14 protein-coding genes are annotated in these 21,249 nt (G+C 72.7%); 11 read left to right on the plus strand and 3 right to left on the minus strand.

Annotated features, from left to right (window positions below; translation table 11 throughout):
• Positions 1-124 precede the first annotated feature (124 nt).
• Positions 125-1,618, plus strand: coding sequence for a M1 family metallopeptidase (locus ACL02U_RS24405; RefSeq protein ID WP_412793060.1), 1,494 nt, complete (start codon positions 125-127; stop codon positions 1,616-1,618).
• A gap of 409 nt (positions 1,619-2,027) precedes the next feature.
• Positions 2,028-3,521, plus strand: coding sequence for a GTPase HflX (hflX, locus tag ACL02U_RS24410; protein ID WP_412793061.1), 1,494 nt, complete (start codon positions 2,028-2,030; stop codon positions 3,519-3,521).
• A 93-nt stretch (positions 3,522-3,614) separates the two neighbouring features.
• Here hflX and ACL02U_RS24415 read toward each other — a convergent pair whose 3' ends face one another.
• The gene (locus ACL02U_RS24415; RefSeq protein ID WP_412793062.1) at positions 3,615-4,847 is read right to left on the minus strand and encodes a trypsin-like serine peptidase; all 1,233 of its coding nucleotides are present in this window, start codon (positions 4,845-4,847) and stop codon (positions 3,615-3,617) included.
• Between the two features lie 231 nt (positions 4,848-5,078).
• On the opposite strand from ACL02U_RS24415, the gene ACL02U_RS24420 reads away from it, so the two are divergent.
• From ACL02U_RS24420 to ACL02U_RS24435, 4 genes are all read left to right on the plus strand, one after another.
• Positions 5,079-6,728: an aminotransferase class III-fold pyridoxal phosphate-dependent enzyme gene (locus tag ACL02U_RS24420; protein ID WP_412793063.1), complete on the plus strand. Its 1,650-nt coding sequence runs from the start codon at positions 5,079-5,081 to the stop codon at positions 6,726-6,728.
• Positions 6,729-7,328: 600 nt separating this feature from the next.
• Entirely contained in the window at positions 7,329-9,317 is a 1,989-nt protein-coding gene (locus tag ACL02U_RS24425) for an IucA/IucC family protein (protein ID WP_412793082.1), read from the plus strand.
• Positions 9,318-9,402: 85 nt separating this feature from the next.
• Positions 9,403-10,335: a GNAT family N-acetyltransferase gene (locus ACL02U_RS24430; RefSeq protein ID WP_412793064.1), complete on the plus strand. Its 933-nt coding sequence runs from the start codon at positions 9,403-9,405 to the stop codon at positions 10,333-10,335.
• 236 nt (positions 10,336-10,571) lie between these two features.
• Positions 10,572-12,548, plus strand: a complete 1,977-nt coding sequence (locus tag ACL02U_RS24435) for an ATP-dependent DNA helicase (RefSeq protein ID WP_412793065.1) — start codon at positions 10,572-10,574, stop codon at positions 12,546-12,548.
• 397 nt (positions 12,549-12,945) lie between these two features.
• Here the strand turns inward: ACL02U_RS24435 and lexA are convergent, their stop codons facing one another.
• Positions 12,946-13,725 (minus strand): transcriptional repressor LexA, encoded by a 780-nt coding sequence (lexA, locus tag ACL02U_RS24440; RefSeq protein ID WP_412793066.1) that lies wholly within the window; start codon positions 13,723-13,725, stop codon positions 12,946-12,948.
• A 733-nt stretch (positions 13,726-14,458) separates the two neighbouring features.
• Here lexA and nrdR point away from each other — a divergent pair.
• The 3 genes from nrdR (at position 14,459) to ACL02U_RS24455 (ending at position 19,111) form a co-directional block, all read left to right on the plus strand.
• Entirely contained in the window at positions 14,459-15,028 is a 570-nt protein-coding gene (nrdR, locus tag ACL02U_RS24445; protein WP_412793067.1) for a transcriptional regulator NrdR, read from the plus strand.
• 164 nt (positions 15,029-15,192) lie between these two features.
• Entirely contained in the window at positions 15,193-18,078 is a 2,886-nt protein-coding gene (locus tag ACL02U_RS24450) for a vitamin B12-dependent ribonucleotide reductase (protein ID WP_412793068.1), read from the plus strand.
• A gap of 235 nt (positions 18,079-18,313) precedes the next feature.
• Positions 18,314-19,111, plus strand: coding sequence for a DUF2785 domain-containing protein (locus ACL02U_RS24455; RefSeq protein WP_412793069.1), 798 nt, complete (start codon positions 18,314-18,316; stop codon positions 19,109-19,111).
• A gap of 53 nt (positions 19,112-19,164) precedes the next feature.
• Here the strand turns inward: ACL02U_RS24455 and ACL02U_RS24460 are convergent, their stop codons facing one another.
• The gene (locus ACL02U_RS24460; RefSeq protein ID WP_412793070.1) at positions 19,165-19,698 is read right to left on the minus strand and encodes a TerD family protein; all 534 of its coding nucleotides are present in this window, start codon (positions 19,696-19,698) and stop codon (positions 19,165-19,167) included.
• Positions 19,699-19,855: 157 nt separating this feature from the next.
• On the opposite strand from ACL02U_RS24460, the gene ACL02U_RS24465 reads away from it, so the two are divergent.
• Together ACL02U_RS24465 and ACL02U_RS24470 are read left to right on the plus strand one after the other, a co-directional pair.
• Entirely contained in the window at positions 19,856-20,461 is a 606-nt protein-coding gene (locus tag ACL02U_RS24465) for a YdbC family protein (protein WP_412793071.1), read from the plus strand.
• Between the two features lie 127 nt (positions 20,462-20,588).
• On the plus strand, positions 20,589-21,248 hold the full coding sequence (locus ACL02U_RS24470) for a histidine phosphatase family protein (protein ID WP_412793072.1): 660 nt from the start codon (positions 20,589-20,591) through the stop codon (positions 21,246-21,248).
• Position 21,249 lies beyond the last annotated feature (1 nt).

The following is a 21,249-nucleotide window of genomic DNA, read 5'->3' on the forward strand; positions in this document are numbered from 1 at the left end:
GGGCGCGTACGAGAGGCGCACCACCGGGTGCGCACGCGGGTCCGCTCGCCCGCGGGCAACTCGTTCGGGTGGGCCGGGCGCGCGTCGCCACCGCCGTACCGTCCCGCGCTGGTAGCCGTGGTCCATGCTGCTCACCCCCCGCGCAGGATCCCCCCGGCGGAAGACCCGCCGGCGCGTCACGGCGGCCCTGCTCGCCTCCGCCGCCTCCGTCTGCCTGGTCGCCGCCGGTACGCCCGCCGCCCCGCTCGGCATCGGCGACCGCCTCTTCCCGTACCTGGGAAACCCCGGGTACGACGTCGCCGCCTACGACCTCGCCCTCACCTACGGCGGCGACAACACCAAGCCGCTGAAGGCCGTCACCACCATCGACGCGTGGACCACCGCCCCGCTGGAGCGCGTCAACCTGGACTTCGCCGAGGGCAGGGTCGACTCGGTCGAGGTCGACGGTGAACCCGCCCGCTTCACCACGGCCGGCGAGGACCTCGTCGTCACCCCGCCCAGGCGGCTCCCCGAGGGCAGCTGGATGCGGATCACCGTGCGGCACACCAGCGACCCCACCCCGGAGGGCGACCGCGACGGCGGCTGGGTCCGCACCTCGGACGGCCTCGCCATGGCCAACCAGGCCGACGTCGCCCACCTGGTCTTCCCCTGCAACGACCACCCCTCCGACAAGGCGATGTTCACGTTCAGGATCACCGCCCCCGACGGCTACACCGCCGTCGCCAACGGACTGCCGGCAGGCGAGGAGCGGTCGGCCCGGTCGACCACGTGGACCTACCGCACCCGGCACCCCATGGCCACCGAGCTCGCCCAGGTCTCCATCGGCCACTCCGCCGTGCTGCACCGTACGGGCCCGCACGGCCTCCCGCTGCGCGACGTGGTGCCCGCCGCGGACCGTGCCGGGCTCGAACGCTGGCTGAAGAAGACCCCGGAGCAGATCGCCTGGATGGAGAGCAAGGTCGGGGCCTTCCCCTTCGAGACGTACGGGCTGCTCATGGCCGACGCGGACACCGGCTTCGAGCTGGAGACGCAGACGATGTCCCTCTTCGAGAAGGACGTCTTCACCGAACCCGCCTACCCCGAGTGGTACGTGGAGTCGATCATGGTGCACGAGCTCTCCCACCAGTGGTTCGGGGACAGCGTGAGCCCGCGTACCTGGTCCGACCTGTGGCTCAACGAAGGGCACGCCACCTGGTACGAGGAGCTCTACGCGCAGGAGAAGGCGCACAAGCCGATGGAGACGCGGATGAAGGCCGCGTACGCCGCCTCCGACCGCTGGCGGGCGGCCGGGGGACCACCCGCGCGGCCCAGGGCACCGGAACCCGGTCGGAAGATCAGCATCTTTCGTGCCAACGTCTACGACGGCGCCGCGCTGGTCCTCTACGCCCTCAGGCAGAAGATCGGCAAGCCCGCGTTCGAACGCCTGGAGCGGGCCTGGGTGCAGAACCACCGGGACGGCACGGCGACCACCGCCGACTTCGTGGAGCTCGCCTCCCATCTCACCGGACGCGATCTCGGGGGCTTCTTCCGGGCCTGGCTGTACGGCGAGAAGACCCCTCCGATGCCCGGCCACCCGGACTGGACCTCCGTCGCCCCGGGCAAGACCGCACACGGATGACGCTCCCCAGGGTCGGGCGCGGGTGCCCGGGTGCCCGGTGATCTGCCAGGGTCGGGCGCGGGCACCCGTTCATCTTCAGGGTCGGGCCGCGGACGCCCGGAGGTCCCCGGGGGCGGACCTCGGGCGCCCGGTGGCGGCCGGTGTGGCCCGGCCCTGTGGCGGCACCCGTACGGGTGCACCGCGCGGCGGGTGCACCCGTGCGGCGTTCCGGCACCGGCCCGGGGATAAGGCGGTGACGGGACGGGGCGTCCCGTGCGACCATCTCCCGGTCGGCGCGGCACGGGGCCCGGGGAATCTCCCGGAACACCCGAGCGTTGAGCACAGTGGCGGACCGGCTCGTCCGGACCGGTTGCCGGGTCCCTTGGACCCGACACCGCCGCCGACAGGATCCCATCGACGTAAGGACCCAATGACCTCCTCTTCTTCCTCTTCCCAGGACACCAAGCGCTTCGCGCACGACCACCCCGAAGGTCTTCGGGCCGATGCCCTGATGGAAGAGGACGTCGCCTGGAGCCACGAGATCGACGGGGACCGGGACGGCGACCAGTTCGACCGCTCCGAGCGTGCGGCACTCCGCCGCGTCGCGGGCCTCTCCACCGAACTCGAGGACGTCACCGAGGTCGAGTACCGGCAGCTCCGGCTGGAGCGGGTGGTACTCGTCGGCGTGTGGACCACGGGGACCGCACAGGACGCCGACAACTCCCTCGCGGAGCTCGCGGCCCTCGCGGAGACCGCGGGCGCACTCGTGCTCGACGGGGTGATCCAGCGCCGCGACAAGCCCGACGCGGCCACCTACATCGGCTCCGGCAAGGCCCACGAACTGCGTGACATCGTCCTCGACGCGGGCGCCGACACCGTCATCTGCGACGGTGAGCTGAGCCCGGGCCAGCTGATCCACCTCGAGGACGTCGTCAAGGTCAAGGTCATCGACCGTACGGCCCTGATCCTCGACATCTTCGCCCAGCACGCCAAGTCCCGCGAGGGCAAGGCGCAGGTCGCACTCGCGCAGATGCAGTACATGCTGCCGCGGCTGCGCGGCTGGGGCCAGTCGCTCTCCCGCCAGATGGGCGGCGGCAAGGGCGGCGGGCTCGCCACCCGCGGCCCCGGTGAGACGAAGATCGAGACGGACCGGCGGCGGATCCGCGAGAAGATGGCGAAGATGCGCCGGGAGATCGCGGAGATGAAGACGGGCCGCGAGATCAAGCGCCAGGAGCGCAAGCGCCACAGGGTGCCGTCCGTCGCCATCGCGGGCTACACCAACGCCGGCAAGTCGTCCCTGCTCAACCGCCTCACCGGCGCCGGTGTGCTGGTGGAGAACGCCCTGTTCGCGACCCTCGACCCGACCGTCCGGCGGGCGGAGACCCCGAGCGGCCGCCTCTACACCCTCGCGGACACGGTCGGCTTCGTGCGCCATCTGCCGCACCACCTCGTCGAGGCGTTCCGCTCCACCATGGAGGAGGTCGGCGAGTCCGACCTCATCCTGCACGTGGTGGACGGCTCGCACCCCGACCCGGAGGAGCAGCTTGCCGCCGTGCGCGAGGTGATCAGGGACGTCGGTGCCACCGGCGTTCCCGAGATCGTCGTGGTCAACAAGGCCGACGCCGCCGACCCGCTGGTGCTCCAGCGGCTGCTGCGGAAGGAGAAGCACGCCATCGCGGTCTCGGCGCGCACCGGCCGGGGCATCGCCGAGCTGCGTGCCCTGATCGACAGCGAGCTGCCGCGGCCCTCGGTGGAGATCGAGGCGCTCGTGCCCTACACCCGGGGCAGCCTGGTCGCCCGCACGCACGACGAGGGCGAGGTGCTCTCCGAGGAGCACACCGCGCAGGGCACGCTGCTCAAGGCGCGGGTGCACGAGGAACTCGCGGCCGAGCTCGCGCCGTACGCACCCGCCGCCGCGCTCTGAGACCGAGGCACCGCAAGGCGGCGGCAGACCCCCGGATGACCGGACGACGGCCCGCTCCCCGACCACAGGGAGCGGGCCGTCACCGTTCCGCGGTCACCGGCCGGCGAACTTCCCGCTGACCGACTCGTACACGCCCTCGGCCTCCTTGCCCAGCCGCGGCCCCGCCAGCCAGCCGGAACTCGCGGGACCGATCGACGTGTTGGACACCAGGGCGGGCCGGCCGTCCGAACCAGGCGCCACCCATCCGCCGCCCGAGGAACCGCCGGTCATGGTGCAGCCGATGCGGTACATCGTCGGTTCCGAGGCGTTCAGGGACAGCCGGCCGGGCTTGTCCTGGCAGCGGTACAGCTTCTGCCCGTCGTACGGAGCGGCCGCCGGGTAGCCCGTCGCGGTGAGGCTCCGCACCTGGGGCACCGCCGGCGCGTGGAAGTCCACCGGAAGCGCCGAACCCACCGTCTCCTCAAGTGACTTGCCCCCGCTGCCCTCCTCCGGCGTCACATGGAGCACCGCGAAGTCGTAGGGGGCGCCGGCCCCACCGGTGTGGCTGCCCTGCTTGATCCACTGGTCGGAGGTCCGGGCCCAGTCCGCCCACCAGACGCCGTAGGGGGCGACCTCCGTCCTGTTGGCGTCCTGCAGTCGGCCCGCGGACCTGCCCGCGTCGTTGTACGAGGGCACGAAGGCGATGTTGCGGTACCAGCCGCCCTTGCTGCCCGCGTGCACGCAGTGCCCCGCCGTCCACACCAGGTTGGACTTGCCCGGGTGCGCCGGGTCCTTCACGACCGTCGCCGAACAGACCATCGTGCCCTGGGGGGAGTCGAAGAACACCTTGCCCGCCTCCGGCGCGTGGGCGTGGTAGGTGGGGGCGACGGCCTTCGCCCGGACCGGCGCCGGCGTCGGATCCGTCACGCCCCGGTCGCCGGAGAGGTCGTTGCCGTCGACACCCCGGTCGGGATCCTCGGCGCGCCGCATCCGGTCGGGGTCCCACAGCCCCTTGATGATCGGGTTGACGAAGTCCCTGGCCTCGCGCAGCCAGTCGTCCCGGTCCCAGTTCTTCCAGGCGCCGTTCTTCCACTTGTCGAGGTCGATCCCGTGCTGCTTGAGCCGGTCCTTGATGTCGTCCGGGATCTTGATCTTCCCGTCGCCGGCCGCCTCGGAGGCCGACGCGGCCGCCCGGGCGCCCGAACCGGTGGTGTCGTCGCCGGACTCGCACGCTGTCGCGGTGAGCGCCAGGGCCGAGGCGAGAGCAAGGGCGGCGAGGCGGGGAGACGTCCGGCGCCGCGGCCCCCTTCCCCGATGGACGGTGACCGACGGCCGTATGGATCGCATGGACTGACTCCCCCTGAGACGAACGTACTCGGCGCGGAATCACCGTGCCGTGCGGAACGGCACCACACACTATGCGCTCGCTGTGCGGGGCCACCGACCAAACGGCAACGGTTGCGTCACGGCAAGGATCTTCGTCCGACCCGTAACCCGGAGGGCCGCAGGGGGTTGTTGGAGGTGGTGCCTGCCCTCGGCGGGCCGGGGCCGCGCACTGCGGCGGGAGGAGAGGGAGCCGTGGCCGTGACCGAAGGAATCCTGAGCCGCCGGCCGGCCCACGACGCGGCCGCGCGCACTCACGCACACGCGCTGCCCGTCGTGCCGGTACGGGCCAGGGGCCTGACCATCGAGGCCGCGGACGGCCGCCGCTACCTGGACTGCCTGTCCGGATCGGGGACCCTGGCGCTGGGCCACAACCATCCCGTGGTGCTGGAGGCGATCCGCGCGGTCCTCGACTCCGGCGCACCGCTGCACGTCCCCGACCTGGCGAGCCCCGTGAGGGACGCCTTCCTCGCCGAACTGGATCAGACCCTGCCGCCGGGACTGTCCGGGCAGGCGCGGGTGCGGTTCTGCGGGCCGTCGGGTACGGACGCCGTCGGTGCCGCCCTCGCTCTGGTCCGCGCCGCGAGCGGCCGCCCCGGGGTCCTCGCCTTCCCCGGCGCCTGCCACACCACCTGCGGCGGCCCGGTGTTCCCCGGCCACGGCGCCGCGACGGCCGCGGCCGCGCCCGAGGCCCCGGGCATGTGCCCGCCGTATCCCCGGGACTGTCGCTGCCTGTTCGGGGCCGGCGGGGCCGGCGGGGCCGGCGGGGCCGGCGGGGTCGGCGGGGCCGAACTCGACTCCCGCCGGGCCGAGTCGGTCCTGGACGATCGCGTCTGCGGGGCGCCCGCACCGGCGGCGGTGATCCTCGAAGCCGTGCAGGCGGACGGCGTCCACCCCGCACCGGACGCCTGGCTGCGCCGAATGCGGCAGATCACCGCCGATCGGTCCATAGCCCTCGTCGCCGACGAGACCGAGAGCGGTTTGGGTCGCACCGGCACCTTCTGGGCGGTGGAGCACAGCGGGGTGTCCCCGGACGTGATCGTCTCCCGGGCCGTCGGCGGCAGCCTCCCGCTCGCGGTGGTGGTCAGTCGCGACGACCTCGACTCCGGGGACCGCGCCACACCCGGCGGTGCCTTCCGCGGCAACCAACTCGCCATGGCCGCGGGCGCGGCGACCCTGGCCCACGTCCGGGAGAACCGCCTCGCCGAGCGAGCGGCCCGGCTCGGCGCCCGGATACTCGCCCGACTCGGCGTGCTGAAGGAGGAGTTCGCCTGCGTCGGCGACGTCCGGGGACGCGGGCTGATGATCGGGGTGGAGATGGTGGAACCGGGGGACCGACCGGAGCCCGGCACCCTTTCCCCGGTGCTGCCGTGCGGCCCCGGGACGGCGGCGGACCCCGGCGCCGACGGTGGGCACCGCCCCTCGCGAGGCGCCGGCGCCGCCACCCGTGCCGCCGCCGCGCATGCCGCGTTCCCGCCCAGCCACGAGGGCGGCGGGAGGACGGCCGCGGCGGCCGCGGCGGCAGCGGCGGACGTGCGGCCCGCAGGGGGCGCTGAGGTGGCCGCCGACGAGGATGCGGCCGCCGCCGCCGCCCTTGCCCCGGCCCCCGGACTGGCCATCGCCGTCCGGCGGGAGTGCCTGCGCCGCGGTCTCCTCGTCGGGCTCGCCGGACGCCACGGGAACGTCGTGCGCCTCCTTCCCCCGCTCACCCTCACCGACGAGCAGGCGAGCGCCGTCCTCGACCGGCTCGTGGACGCGCTGCAGTCGGTGGCCCGCGGCCCCCTGGTCCGGGACCACTCCGGACGGCGCACGCAGCGGGCCGATGGCCCGGGCTCCCCGGGGTGAGGGACCGGCCTCTCCGGATCACGGACCGGCGCCGTGTACCGCCGGGTCCCGGGGCCCGGCCGCCCGCACCTGCTGGACCGCCCGCTGACCGGGGGCCGCCGGCGCCGGCCCCGCCACTCCGCGGGTGCCTCCCGGCCCCGCCACTCCGCGGGTGCCTCCCGGCCCCGCCACTCCGCGGGTGCCTCCTGCAACGGACTCCCGTGCCGCCGGCAGCGTGCGCCGCGCCCCCGGTGGCCGAGGCGCCGCGGTCACGACGACCGGGCGCCCCAGACGACTACAAGCCCTACAGCGACCCGCAGCGACCCGCCGGGCCGCCCAGCGACCCCGCGCACCACGGTGACCGCCGGCAGCGCGCGCCTTCCCGGAGAAAACGCCTTGGACACCGCCGCCACCACCACGTTCGACGTTCCGCCCGACCACCCCGCCCCCGGCATCGCGAGCACGGGCGAGGCGACCGTTTCCGCACCCGCACCCGCACCCGCACCGGCCCCCGCACCCACTCGGTATCCGGCAGCGACGCGGGCCCCGCATGCGCGCATCGAGGGTGTGGGCGACACCCTGGACCACCCCGATCCGCACACCGCGGCCCAGGCCGCGACCGTGGAGAACCTGCTCCGCTGCTGGGTGCGCGAGAGAGGACTTCCCGCCCCCGCCGACGGCCTGCTGCGCGTGGCCCTGCCGATGAGCGGCACCGCACTGCTCGCGCCCGTCCACTACTGGTCGGCGACCGGCTGGCACCGCTTCGGCCCCGCCCGCCTGGCCGGCACCCCCGCCGAGGCCCCCGCCGTGGACGCCGTCGCGCTCGCGACACTGCTCGGCCGGGAGTCCCACGGCCCGACCGATGACGCGACCGACCGACCCGCGGCACCCCGCGACGCCGCACGGACTCATGCCGCCGCCGCCGGCCGGGACACGGCCTGCACCGGCGACTTCGGCGATCAGTCCGACGGCCCGGCCGCCCGCGCCGCGGATCAGCCCGCCCCTGCCGCCGACATCGTCCCCCGCACCGGCCAACCCGCCCCTCGCACGACCGTCTTCGCGGCTCACGCCACCGAACCCGCCCCTCGCACGACCGAACTCAGCGCTCACAGAACCGACTTCGCGGCTCACGCCACCGATCTGGTCGCCCGCGTCGCCGACTCCGTCCACCGCACCGCCACCTTCCTCGACGTGCGCCGGGACCATCCGACCGACGGGCCCGACCTCTTCCTCACGGCGGAGCAGGCGCTGCTCCTCGGCCACCCCCTGCATCCGGCCCCGAAAAGCCGTGAAGGCCTGTCGGAGACCGAGTCACCGCGCTACTCGCCCGAGGCGCAGGGTTCCTTCCCCCTGCGCTGGATCGCCGTGGCCCCGCCCGTGCTCACCGCCGACTCGGCCTGGACCGAGCACGGCCGTCCCGTGACCGCCGAGCGGCTCACGGCGCGACTCGCCGGCGCGGGGCTGCCGCTGCCGGACGGCTGCGCCGCGCTCCCCCTGCACCCCTGGCAGTGGCGCGAGGCACGCCGCCGCCCCGGCGTCGCCGCGCTGCTCGACGCCGGCCTGCTCCGCGACCTCGGCGACCACGGCGCCCCCTGGCATCCGACGTCCTCGGTGCGGACCGTGTACCGGCCGGGTGCCCCGGCCATGCTGAAGCTCTCGCTGGCCGTGCGCATCACCAACTCGCGCCGGGAGAACCTCCGCAAGGAGCTCCACCGGGGCGTCGAGGCGCACCGGCTGCTGCGCGCCGGCCTGGCCGGCCGCTGGCACGCGGCACACCCCGGGTTCGACATCGTCCGCGACCCGGCCTGGCTCGCCGTCGACGACTTGGACGGCGTTCCCGTGCCCGGACTCGACGTGATGATCCGGCACAGTCCGTTCGGTCCCGGGGACGACGTCGCCTGCGTCGCCGGACTCGTCGCGCTCCGGCCGCGCCCGTGTCCCGCCGCTCCGGCCGGCACCGCCGACCGGGCGCAGGCGACCGGATCCGTCATGCGGTCCCGGCTGGCCGAGCTGCTCACCGGCCTGGCCGCCCGCTCCGGCCGGCCCCGGGGCGCGGTGGCCGTCGAGTGGTTCCTGCGCTACCTCGATCAGGTCGTCCTCCCGGTGCTCTGGCTGGACGGCGAAGCGGGCGTCGCCCTGGAGGCCCACCAGCAGAACACCCTGCTCGTGCTGGACGCCGACGGCTGGCCCGCCGGCGGCCGGTACCGGGACAACCAGGGCTACTACTTCCGCGAGTCCCGGCGCCGGGACCTCGACGCACGCCTGCCCGGCATCGGCGGGCTCAGCGACACCTTCGTCTCCGACGAGGTCGTGGACGAACGGTTCACCTACTACCTCGCGATCAACAACGTGTTCGGGCTCGTCGGAGCGTTCGGCGCACAGCGACTCGCCGACGAGCGGCTGCTGCTCGCCGCCTTCCGCCGCTTCCTGGAGGCCGCCGCCTCGGGCCCCGGGCGGATGCGCAGCACGCTGCCCGGCCGCCTCCTCGACGCACCGGCGCTGCGCTGCAAGGCCAATCTGCTGACCCGCCTGCACGGTCTCGACGAACTCGTCGGTCCGGTGGACACGCAGTCGGTCTACGTCACCGTCGCCAACCCTCTGCACGCCTGAACGCCTCCGCCGACACCACCCTCGCGACGACACCCCTCGCCTCGGGGGACGTCGGCCCGCCCCGTCCCCCGAGAGGACTTCCGCCGTGGCTCCCTCCGACAGCGCGACCGGCCTCGGCGCGGCCTACGGCCACGCCACCGACCGCGGCCCGCTCTCGCCGTGCGGCAGCACTTCCGACCGTGCCGCAGCTTCCGACCGTCTCGCCCCCTCGGACCGAGGCGGGAGCCACACCCCCCGGCCAGGCCCGAACTCCGGCCTTGGTCCCGACTCCGGTCTCCGCCACGGCCCCGACTCCGGTCCCGGCCCTGGCCCTGGCCCTGGCCCTGGCCCTGGCACTGGCCCTGGCCCCGTGCCGCTCCCGCGGCCGGGGGGCGGCCCGTGTCCGGAAGGGGCCCGCGTCCGCGGCGACCGGGTCCCCGCCCAGGGCGCCACCCGCCGCGCGGGCGGCGCCCTGCTCGACCACGTCGGCGACTGGGGGCCGGTCGCGACCCCGCTGGGCTCCTTCCACCTGGTTCCGGTCCGCATCGGCCGCGACCTGCCGCTCATCACCGGATGGATGAACGACCCGTCCGTGGCCGCCTTCTGGGAACTGGACGGCCCTCGCACCGCGACCGAGGACCATCTGCGGGTCCAGACCGACGGTGACGGACGCAGCGTGCCCTGCCTCGGCCTGCTGGACGGCGCACCCGTCGGCTACTGGGAGATCTACCGGGCCGATCTCGACCCGCTGGCGCGGTACTACCCCGCTCACCCCCATGACACCGGTATCCACCTCCTCGTCGGTGCCGCCGCCGACCGGGGCCGAGGCCTGGGCAGCGTCCTGCTTCGGGCCACGGCCGATCTCGTCCTGGAACGGCGCGGCCGCTGCGTCCGGGTCGTCGCCGAACCGGACCTCGGCAACACCCCCTCCCTCGCCGCCTTCCTGGCAGCCGGATTCAGGTTCTCCGCCGAGCTCGACCTGCCCGACAAGCGGGCCGCGCTCATGGTCCGGGAACGAAGCCTGCGCGCTCTCATGTGACGCCCTTCGCGGCATCCAGCGACCGGCGCACCGCGCTCGTCCGGAGCGCGCACCACCGGTGCACCACCCCCGGCACCCCCATGCCTCGCCCGCCCACCGCCCACCCACCCGTCCGTCGCGGACGCCGACCCGGCCCGCCCGCTCCACCGCTCCGGAGGATCCAGGACCTTGATCCCCACCAGGTATTCCGCCATGGTCACTCGTCTGTCAGTGCCGGGCCGTAGGGTGGTCACGCTATGACGAAGCCCTCACTCCCCGAACTCCTGCACGCTGCCGTCACCGCTGTCGGCGGCACGGAGCGCACCGGCCAGGTGGCCATGGCCCAAGCCGTCGAAGAGGCGATCGACGACGGGTCGCATCTGCTGGTCCAGGCCGGCACCGGTACCGGAAAGTCGCTGGGCTACCTGGTGCCCGCACTCGCGCACGGCGAGCGGGTCGTCGTCGCCACCGCCACCCTGGCGCTGCAGCGCCAACTCGTGGAGCGGGACCTGCCCCGCACGGTGGACGCGCTCCACCCGCTGCTGCGCCGCCGCCCGGAGTTCGCGATGCTCAAGGGCCGGTCGAACTACCTCTGCCTGCACCGCCTGCACGAGGGCGTCCCGCAGGACGAGGAGGAGGGCCTGTTCGACCAGTTCGAGGCCGCCGCACCCACCAGCAGGCTCGGACAGGACCTGCTGCGGCTGCGCGACTGGGCGGACGAGACCGAGTCCGGCGACCGGGACGACCTGACGCCCGGGGTGTCCGACCGGGCCTGGTCCCAGGTGTCCGTGTCGTCCCGGGAATGCCTGGGCGCCTCGAAGTGCGCCTACGGTGCGGAGTGCTTCGCCGAGACGGCCCGCGAGCACGCCAAACTGGCCGAGGTGGTGGTCACCAACCACGCCCTGCTAGCGATCGATGCCATCGAGGGTGCTCCGGTGCTGCCGCAGCACGAGGTACTGATCGTCGACGAGGCGCACGAACTGGTTTCCCGGGTGACCGGCGTCGCCACCGGCGAGCTGACCCCGGGCCAGGTCAACCGGGCGGTGCGCCGCGCCGCGAAGCTGGTCAACGAGAAGGCCGCCGACCAACTCCAGACCGCCGCGGAGGGCTTCGAGCGGCTGATGGAGCTGGCGCTGCCCGGCCGGCTGGAGGAGATCCCGGAAGACCTCGGCTACGCCCTCATGGCCCTGCGCGACGCCGCGCGCACCGTCATCTCGGCGATCGGCGGGACCCGGGACAAGTCCGTCCAGGACGAGGACGCCGTGCGCAAGCAGGCTCTCGCCTCCGTGGAGAACGTGCACGACGTCGCGGAGCGGATCGTGAACGGCTCGGAATGGGACGTCGTCTGGTACGAGCGCCACGACCGCTTCGGCGCCTCCCTGCGCGTCGCCCCCATGTCGGTCTCCGGACTGCTGCGCGAGAAGCTCTTCTCCGACCGCTCCGTGACGCTGACGTCCGCGACCCTCAAGCTGGGCGGCGACTTCAACGGCGTCGGCGCCTCCCTCGGCCTTGCGCCCGAGGGCACCGAAGGCGACGACCAGCCGCGGTGGAAGGGCGTCGACGTGGGTTCTCCGTTCGACTACCGCAAGCAGGGCATCCTGTACGTCGCCAAGCACCTCGCCCGGCCGGCCCGTGACGGAGACCGCGCCGACATGCTGGACGAACTGACCGAGCTGATCCAGGCCGCGGGAGGCCGCACGCTCGGACTCTTCTCGTCCATGCGGGCCGCGCAGACGGCCGCCGAGGAGTTGCGCAACCGCATCCCCGAGTTCCCGATCCTGCTGCAGGGCGAGGAGACCCTCGGTGAGCTGATCAAGAACTTCGCGGCCGACGCGAGGACCTGTCTCTTCGGCACCCTGTCGCTCTGGCAGGGCGTGGACGTGCCGGGAGCGGGCTGCCAGTTGGTGGTGATGGACAAGATCCCGTTCCCGCGTCCCGACGACCCGCTGATGAGCGCCCGGCAGAAGGCGGTGGAGGACGCCGGCGGCAACGGTTTCATGGCGGTCGCCGCCACCCACGCCGCCCTCCTGATGGCCCAGGGCGCCGGACGCCTGGTCCGCGCGTCGGGGGACCGCGGAGTGGTCGCCGTTCTGGACCAGCGTCTGGCCACGGCCCGCTACGGGAGCTATCTGAGGGCTTCGCTGCCGGATTTCTGGTACACCACCGACCGCAACCAGGTCCGCAGGTCCCTGACGGCGATCGATGCGGTGGCGCGGGAGGCGGAGACGGCCTGAGTGGGCGGAGGCGTCCGTCGTCGGGGCATCGGTCGGTAGGGCCGCGGTCGGTCGGGGCACGGCCACGGCCTTCGGGCAGGGGGCGACCGCCGGAGCCGTGAACGCGCCGCGCCGGAGGGCGGCGGCACCGGCGGGGAAACCGGCTGACCCGGCCGGGGCCCTTGCCCCGGTTCCCGCACGGCCTCCCTGCGCCGGTTTCGGCACGGCCTCCCCTGTGCCGCTCTCGGCTCGGCCCCTGCGCCGGTTCCGGCAGCAGGCTCCGCGATGCGGCCCACGAGTCCCGCACAGGGCAGGGCCCCGGAACCGGCGCAGGGGTCCCGGGGCCCAGTCAGGGAGCGGTGCGGTGTGGCCCGCGCACGGAGTGCGGCGTGCCGGTGCGACTCACGCGCCGCAGTGCTCAGACACGACGGAGGACGGCCACCACCTTGCCGAGGATGGTCGCGTCGTCGCCGGGGATGGGCTCGTAGGCGGCGTTGTGCGGGAGAAGCCACACGTGGCCGTCCTCGCGCTTGAACCGCTTGACCGTGGCCTCGCCGTCCAGCATGGCCGCGACGATGTCGCCGTTCTCGGCGACCGGCTGCCGGCGGACGGTGACCCAGTCGCCGTCGCAGATGGCCGCCTCGATCATGGAATCGCCGACGACCTTCAGGACGAACAGCTCTCCGTCGCCGACGAGCTGCCGGGGCAGCGGGAAGACGTCCTCGACCGACTCCTCGGCGAGGATCGGGCCGCCCGCCGCGATGCGGCCGACCAGAGGGACGTAGGAGGCGGCGGGCTTGCCGGTGGTGTCCGTGGGCTGCACCGGGGCGGCCTGGTCGGAGCCCCGCACCTCGTAGGCGCGCGGACGGTGCGGGTCGCGGCGGAGGAAGCCCTTCCGCTCCAGGGCCATCAGCTGGTGCGCCACCGAGGAGGTGCTGGACAGGCCCACGGCCTGGCCGATCTCGCGCATCGACGGCGGGTACCCGCGCCGCTGCACGGAGTCCCTGATGACCTCGATGACCCGGCGCTGGCGGTCGGTGAGTCCCGAGCTGTCCGCCCGGATGCCTGGAGGTCGGCCCGGCAGGGACCGCTTGTGCCCCTCGGACTGCGCGGCTTCGCTCATCGTGTGCACCGGCTCGAGTCGGCCCTGGGAGCGGTCCTGGGCAGTGATGGCGGCACTGTCTGCGGTCGTGGTCACGTCGGCCCCTCTCGGTGGTCTCCCTGCCAGCACAACGGTAGTAGCTTTCGAAAGGTTGCGCCAAACACACGTTCGAGTGAAAAACCGCGAATCTGCTGACGTGGTCATGTGTCCGGGTGTATTGACGCCCCGATGTGCGGTGAGTGGAAGGGGGTGTTGCTGTACCGTTCACCGGCGGATGCCGACCCCGTGGAGGCCGCCTCAGTCTGCCACCCGGAACCCGGCGCGCCGGGCACCGCCCCGGTTCGGCGCGGAAGCCCCGTACGATCCCCGCTCGGAGTTCACGCCGCTTTCGCGGCGTGCCGGAACGATACGACGTAGGGGGCCGCGGCGATACGGTCGTGCGTCACCGCGTCACCGCGTCACCGCGTCACCGCGTCACCGCGTCACCGCGTCACCGCGTCACCGCGTCACCGCGTCACCGGCCGGGCGGCCGCTTCGGCTGCTTCGGCTGCTTCGGCCGGGTCGGGCAGGCGGGTTCGGCGCCGCGGGGCGGGCGCTGAGGGCGGGGTCGCCGCGGTGGGGCGCCGGCCGGTTCGCGAGTGACGCGCGGATACGGCGTGTATGTCTGACCCGATCCCCACATCTAGTGGTTGGATGGCTACTGCATCCCAGTGGTTGTGGTCCCCCGGGTCTTGAAGGCCCCGACGATCGCCTATGCTTGTGGCTGCTTCGCGGGGCTCAGGAGGCCCGGCGAGGCCATTGAGTCTGCTGTGAGGAGGGTTGGATTTTCATGCACTGTCCTTTCTGCAGGCACCCCGACAGCCGTGTCGTCGACAGCCGTACCACCGACGACGGCACGTCGATCCGCCGGCGCCGCCAGTGTCCTGACTGCTCCCGTCGTTTCACGACCGTGGAGACCTGCTCGCTGATGGTGATCAAGCGGTCCGGAGTCACCGAGCCCTTCAGCCGTACCAAGGTCATCAACGGCGTGCGCAAGGCATGCCAGGGGCGGCCTGTCACCGAGGACGCACTCGCCCAGCTCGGCCAGCGGGTCGAGGAGGCGCTGCGCGCCACCGGGAGTGCCGAACTGACCACCCACGACGTGGGCCTGGCCATACTCGGCCCCCTGCAGGAACTCGACCTCGTCGCCTATCTGCGGTTCGCCTCGGTATACCGGGCGTTCGAGTCGCTGGAGGACTTCGAGGCCGCCATCACGGAACTCCGGGGCGGACCGGGGCGCCCCGGCGCGGACGAGGACGACCGCGCCGACGCGGCGGGCGCCGACCCGGGGACCGACGAAGACCGGCGCGGGGCCGGAGGGGCGGCTGAGGCCCCCGAGCCCGCGACCGCCGCCGGCTGACCGGCGGGCCGGATCGGGGCGTGCAGCGGACGATCCGGCCGGGCGGCGGCGACGGGAAGACCTGTTGCGGGTGATGGCCGACGGCCCCCCGCGACACCAGACAGAACACCGTGCCACGGGAACATCGGGGCACTTCAGGGCGTTTTCGCCCACAGGGAGGCGGCATGACAGAGACGGCGAGCGGTCCGGCACGAGGTTCCCGAGCCAAGGGCGCCAAGGCCACCAAGGGACTGCGTATCGAGCGCGTCCACACCACCCCCGGCGTGCACCCGTACGACGAGGTCGAGTGGGAGCGCCGTGACGTCGTCATGACCAACTGGCGCGACGGCTCGGTCAACTTCGAGCAGCGTGGCGTCGAGTTCCCCGACTTCTGGTCGGTGAACGCGGTCAACATCGTCACCAGCAAGTACTTCCGCGGTGCCGTCGGCACCCCGCAGCGCGAGACCGGCCTCAGGCAGCTGATCGACCGCATCGTGAAGACGTACCGCAAGGCCGGCGAGGACAACAAGTACTTCGCCTCGCCCGCCGACGCGGAGATCTTCGAGCACGAGCTGGCGTACGCCCTCCTGCACCAGATCTTCAGCTTCAACAGCCCTGTCTGGTTCAACGTGGGCACCGCCCAGCCGCAGCAGGTCTCGGCCTGCTTCATCCTCTCCGTCGACGACTCCATGGAGTCGATCCTCGACTGGTACAAGGAAGAGGGCATGATCTTCAAGGGCGGTTCGGGCGCCGGCCTGAACCTGTCCCGCATCCGCTCCTCCAAGGAGCTCCTGTCCTCCGGCGGCAACGCCTCCGGCCCGGTCTCCTTCATGCGCGGCGCCGACGCCTCCGCCGGCACCATCAAGTCCGGTGGTGCCACCCGCCGCGCCGCCAAGATGGTCGTGCTCGACGTCGACCACCCCGACATCGAGGACTTCATCGAGACCAAGGTCAAGGAGGAGGAGAAGATCCGCGTCCTGCGCGACGGGGGCTTCGACATGGATCTCGGCGGTGACGACATCACCTCCGTCCAGTACCAGAACGCCAACAACTCCGTCCGCGTGAACGACGAGTTCATGAAGGCGGTCGGCGAGGGCGGACGGTTCGGTCTGCGCGCCCGCATGACCGGTGAGGTCATCGAGGAGGTCGACGCCAAGGCGCTGTTCCGCCGGATCGCCGAGGCCGCCTGGGCCTGCGCCGACCCCGGCATCCAGTACGACGGCGTCATCAACAACTGGCACACCTGCCCCGAGTCCGGCCGGATCACCGCGTCGAACCCGTGCAGCGAGTACATGCACCTGGACAACACGTCCTGCAACCTCGCCTCGCTGAACCTGATGAAGTTCCTGAAGGACGACGGCAAGGGCCACCAGTCCTTCGAGACCGAGCGCTTCCAGAAGGTCGTCGAGCTGGTCATCACCGCGATGGACATCTCCATCTGCTTCGCGGACTTCCCGACCCAGAAGATCGGCGAGAACACCCGCGCCTTCCGCCAGCTCGGCATCGGCTACGCCAACCTCGGCGCCCTGCTGATGGCGACCGGTCACGCCTACGACTCCGACGGCGGCCGCGCCCTGGCCGGTGCCATCACCTCCCTGATGACGGGCACCGCCTACCGCCGCTCCGCCGAACTCGCCGCGGTCGTCGGCCCGTACGACGGCTACGCCCGCAACGCGGAGCCGCACAAGCGCGTCATGAAGCAGCACGCCGACGCCAACGGCACCGCGGTCCGCATGGACGACCTCGACACGCCGGTGTGGGCCGCCGCCACCGAGGCCTGGCAGGACGTCATCCGCCTCGGCGACAAGAACGGCTTCCGCAACTCGCAGGCGTCCGTGCTCGCCCCGACCGGCACCATCGGCCTGGCGATGTCCTGCGACACCACCGGCGTGGAGCCCGACCTCGCGCTGGTGAAGTTCAAGAAGCTGGTCGGCGGCGGCTCCATGCAGATCGTCAACGGCACCGTCCCGCAGGCCCTGCGCCGCCTGGGCTACCAGGAGGAGCAGATCGAGGCGATCGTGGCGCACATCGCCGATCACGGCAACGTGATCGACGCCCCCGGTCTCAAGCCCGAGCACTACGAGGTGTTCGACTGCGCCATGGGCGAGCGCGCCATCTCCCCGATGGGCCACGTCCGCATGATGGCCGCCATCCAGCCGTGGATCTCCGGCGCCATCTCCAAGACGGTCAACATGCCGGAGACGGCGACCGTCGAGGAGGTCGAGGAGATCTACTTCGAGGCCTGGAAGCTCGGCGTCAAGGCGCTCGCGATCTACCGCGACAACTGCAAGGTCGGCCAGCCGCTGTCGGCCAAGAAGAAGGAAACCGCGCAGGAGAAGGCCGAGGAGCCGGCCGCCGAGACCAAGGTCGAGAAGGTCGTCGAGTACCGCCCGGTCCGCAAGCGCCTCCCCAAGGGCCGTCCGGGCATCACCACGTCCTTCACGGTCGGCGGCGCCGAGGGCTACATGACCGCCAACTCCTACCCGGACGACGGTCTCGGCGAGGTCTTCCTCAAGATGTCCAAGCAGGGTTCGACCCTTGCGGGCATGATGGACGCCTTCTCCATCGCCGTCTCCGTCGGTCTGCAGTACGGCGTGCCGCTGGAGACCTACGTCTCGAAGTTCACCAACATGCGCTTCGAGCCGGCCGGCATGACGGACGACCCGGACGTGCGGATGGCGCAGTCGATCGTCGACTACATCTTCCGACGCCTGGCGCTGGACTTCCTGCCCTTCGAGACCCGCTCCGCGCTCGGCATCCACTCCGCCGAGGAGCGCCAGCGCCACCTGGAGACCGGTTCGTACGAGCCGTCCGACGACGAGGTCGACGTCGAGGGCCTGGCCCAGTCGGCGCCGCGGGCGCAGGAACTGAGGGCGGTCACCACCCCTAGGACCGACGACGAGGGTGCCGCCCCGGCCCCGCAGCAGGCGCACACCAGCGCCGAGTTGGTCGAGATGCAGCTCGGCATCCAGGCCGACGCACCGCTGTGCTTCTCCTGCGGCACGAAGATGCAGCGCGCCGGCTCCTGCTACATCTGCGAGGGCTGCGGCTCGACCAGCGGCTGCAGCTGATATCCCGGCCACGCCCGATGCGCCCGCGCCCGACGCTCCGAGGGGCGTTGTGACACGGGTGGCGTGAACCGCGGCCGGCCGATCGGTGTGCGTCCCCCGGAGCGTTCGGCTCCGGGGGACGTGCCGCGTCGGGGCCGGCGGCCCGGGAGGGACGTACGTGCGGCCCTCGGCCGTGCCCGACGGCAAGGTCGTCCTCCCGCTGCCGTACGCGCCCCGGTGCACGTAGGGTGCGCGGGTGGAGACACCGACGACCGCCCGTCCGTACGGCCCCGACGTCCGCGCAGTCTCCGGTGCTGCCCGCGCCGCGGCCCTCGACGCCCTCGCCGTGGATCTTCGGTCACCCGATCCCGCGGTGCGGGACGAGCGCGCCTATCTCGCCGCGGTGCGCTGGATACCGGAGCTCGGCCCGGAGGAACGGCACCACCTCGGCGACCTCATGGCCGCCCGCCTGACCGACCCTGCCGTGCAGGCCCGCGCCTTCGCGCCGCTGATCCTGGCCCGGATCGCCGAGACCGGGGACTGGCGGCGGCGGTGGTGGCTGGCCTTCTCCGCCTGGTATCCGGCCGAGACCGATCTGCGAGGCCACGATCCCGCGCTGGGCTGGCTGCACGCCGCCGCCCATGGAGCGGACCTCATCGCCGTCCTCGCCCGGCGCCCCGGCCAGCCACCGCTGCGGCTGGCCGAACTGGCCGCCGCCCGCCTGCTGGCACCCACGGACCACCTCTTCGACGCGCAGGAGGACGACCGCATCGCCCGGGCGCTCGCTCTGGTGCTCAGCCACCCCGACCTCACCGAGGGCGAGTCGGTGCGCTGGCTCGACCCGGCCGTACAGGCCTTCGGCGCGGGGCGGCCCGGCCCCGTGCCCGCCTGGGCCTCCAACACCATGCGCACGCTGCGCATGCTCTACGTGCTGGCGGACCGGGGCGTCCACCCCGGTCCGGCGGGCGAGCCGCCCCGCATGCCCGCGCACCGGGACGCGCTGCTGGACGCCCTCGCCCGGACCCTGAGGATCGTCGCCCCCTGCACCGGCTGACGTGCCGACCGGCGACGCGCCTCGGGGGCGTTGTGCCTCAGTGGTACCGCGCCTCAGGAGTGCTGCGCGCGGCCCATCGCCGTGGTGAAGGCGGCCGGGTCCTCGTCGAATCCGTGCACGCCCGCACGGAACGCCCAGTTGCCCGCGGAGTCGCGAACGAACTCCGCGACCGTCGCCGCCGTCGACCCGAGCACGCCGCCGAAGTCGTCCTCCTGCAGCACGGTGTAGCCCTCACGGACACGCACTCCCGGTCTGGACACCCCGACGAAGGTGCGGCGTCCGTGCACCTGCTGGATGACGACACCGACCACCACGCGGACGTAGCGGCTGTCCATCCGGTTCAGTTCGACGGTCATCACCTCGTCCCAGCCGAAGCCCCTCCCGTCGAGGCTGTCCCGGTTGAGGGTGATGGTGCCGTCCGGGGAGCGGCTGTCGAAGTGCACCAGATAGGCGGGTTCGCCGTAGGGATCGTCCGTCCGGTATGGGGCGGCGACGAGGTCCAGGTCGGTGGGTGGCCGACCCGCCGGACTGGGGTCCCACCTCACCGCGACCTCGACCTTGCCCAACCCCTTGCTGAGACCCGTCACCGGTCTCCTCCTTCCCCGTTCGCCCCGGCGGCGGGTGGGTGAAAGCCCGCCATTCCAGGACTACTTGTCCATGGTGCCACGCGGGCGCGCGTGGCGGCCCGAACCGTCCTGCCCCGGAGGCGAACGCAGCCCCCGTCCCTGGCCTTACGATGGCGCGGTGCTGGTCAAGTGGATTCGCTGCACCGTGGTGGACCGCCGAGGCTTCGAGCGGGGGCAGCGAAAGTGGGCGGGGCTTCCGGGGGAGCCGGGTTTTCGGGGACAGGGCGGAGGATGGAGCCGGGGAGACCCCTCGGTGGCGAACGTCTTCGCGTTCTGGGAGAGCCGGGCCTTTTACGACTCCTTCATGGCCCGCTCCCACGATCGGCTGGCGGCGGCTCAGGCGGGCACCTTCACGAGCGCCCAGGTCAGGCTCTTCGAATACCGCTTCGACGTGAAGACCGGTTTCGAGCCGCGTTTCGCGGACACGGACCTGATCCGGGCCGCGCTCTGCCGGGTCCACGAGGAACGCGTCGAGCATTTCACGCTCATGCAGGAGAAGGTCTGGAACCCGGCCATGGCCGGCTCTCCCGGCATGATCCGCGGACTGTTCGCGGAGGCTCCCGGGCACGAGTTCCTGGTCCTGTCCATGTGGCGGTCGGCCGCCGAGCACGGCAAGTACCGCACCGAGCGGGTGGAGCGGCTCGCGCTGCGGGCCCAGACCGAGGCGGACATAGCCGCCCTCTCGGGGGAGATCGTGGAACTCGAGCCGAGCTGGACGGTCTGACGTCCGCACGCCGCGGTGTACACCGTGTCCGCTCGCCGCACTCGCGACGGCTTCCGTCCGCGGCGGGCGGACCTGCCGGGCGCCGCGGCGGGACGAAGGCCGTCCGCCGGGGTACTAGTGTTCTGGCATGGCACGACCACGGCGCATCGTCCTTGTCCGGCACGGGGAGTCAACGGGCAATCTCGACGACACCGTCTACGAGCGCGAGCCGGACCACGCACTGGCCCTGACCGAGCGCGGCCGGCAGCAGGCCGAGGAGACCGGCAGGACGCTGCATGACCTGTTCGGCCGCGAGCGGGTGAGCGTCTACGTCTCGCCGTACCGGCGCACCCACGAGACGCTCCGCGCCTTCCGTCTGGACCCCGGGCGGATAAGGGTGCGAGAGGAGCCCCGGTTGCGCGAGCAGGACTGGGGAAACTGGCAGGACCGCGACGACGTACAGCTGCAGAAGGCCTACCGCGACGCCTACGGGCACTTCTTCTACCGCTTCGCCCAGGGGGAGAGCGGGGCCGACGTGTACGACCGGGTGGGCGGATTCCTGGAGAGCCTGTTCCGCAGTTTCGAGGCCCCCGACCACCCGCCGAACGTGCTCCTCGTGACGCACGGGCTGGCGATGCGCCTGTTCTGCATGCGCTGGTTCCACTGGACGGTCGCCGAGTTCGAATCGCTGTCCAATCCGGGCAACGGCGAGATGCGCGTGCTGCTGCTCGGCCGGGACGGGAAGTACATCCTCGATCGACCGTTCGAGCGGTGGCGGGAACCGCAGCCCTACGGGATCACCGGTTAGA

Origin of the sequence: Streptomyces sp. MS06, assembly GCF_047200655.1 — a bacterium.
GTDB lineage: Bacteria > Actinomycetota > Actinomycetes > Streptomycetales > Streptomycetaceae > Streptomyces.

Excerpts from the sequence above, each read along its gene's own strand:
- ACL02U_RS24405 (WP_412793060.1), top strand. The coding sequence starts at position 125 with ATGCTGCTCACCCCCCGCGCAGGATCCCCCCGGCGGAAGACCCGCCGG.
- hflX (WP_412793061.1), top strand. The coding sequence starts at position 2,028 with ATGACCTCCTCTTCTTCCTCTTCCCAGGACACCAAGCGCTTCGCGCAC.
- ACL02U_RS24415 (WP_412793062.1), bottom strand. The coding sequence starts at position 4,847 with ATGCGATCCATACGGCCGTCGGTCACCGTCCATCGGGGAAGGGGGCCG.
- ACL02U_RS24435 (WP_412793065.1), top strand. The coding sequence starts at position 10,572 with ATGACGAAGCCCTCACTCCCCGAACTCCTGCACGCTGCCGTCACCGCT.
- nrdR (WP_412793067.1), top strand. The coding sequence starts at position 14,459 with ATGCACTGTCCTTTCTGCAGGCACCCCGACAGCCGTGTCGTCGACAGC.
- ACL02U_RS24450 (WP_412793068.1), top strand. The coding sequence starts at position 15,193 with ATGACAGAGACGGCGAGCGGTCCGGCACGAGGTTCCCGAGCCAAGGGC.
- ACL02U_RS24470 (WP_412793072.1), top strand. The coding sequence starts at position 20,589 with ATGGCACGACCACGGCGCATCGTCCTTGTCCGGCACGGGGAGTCAACG.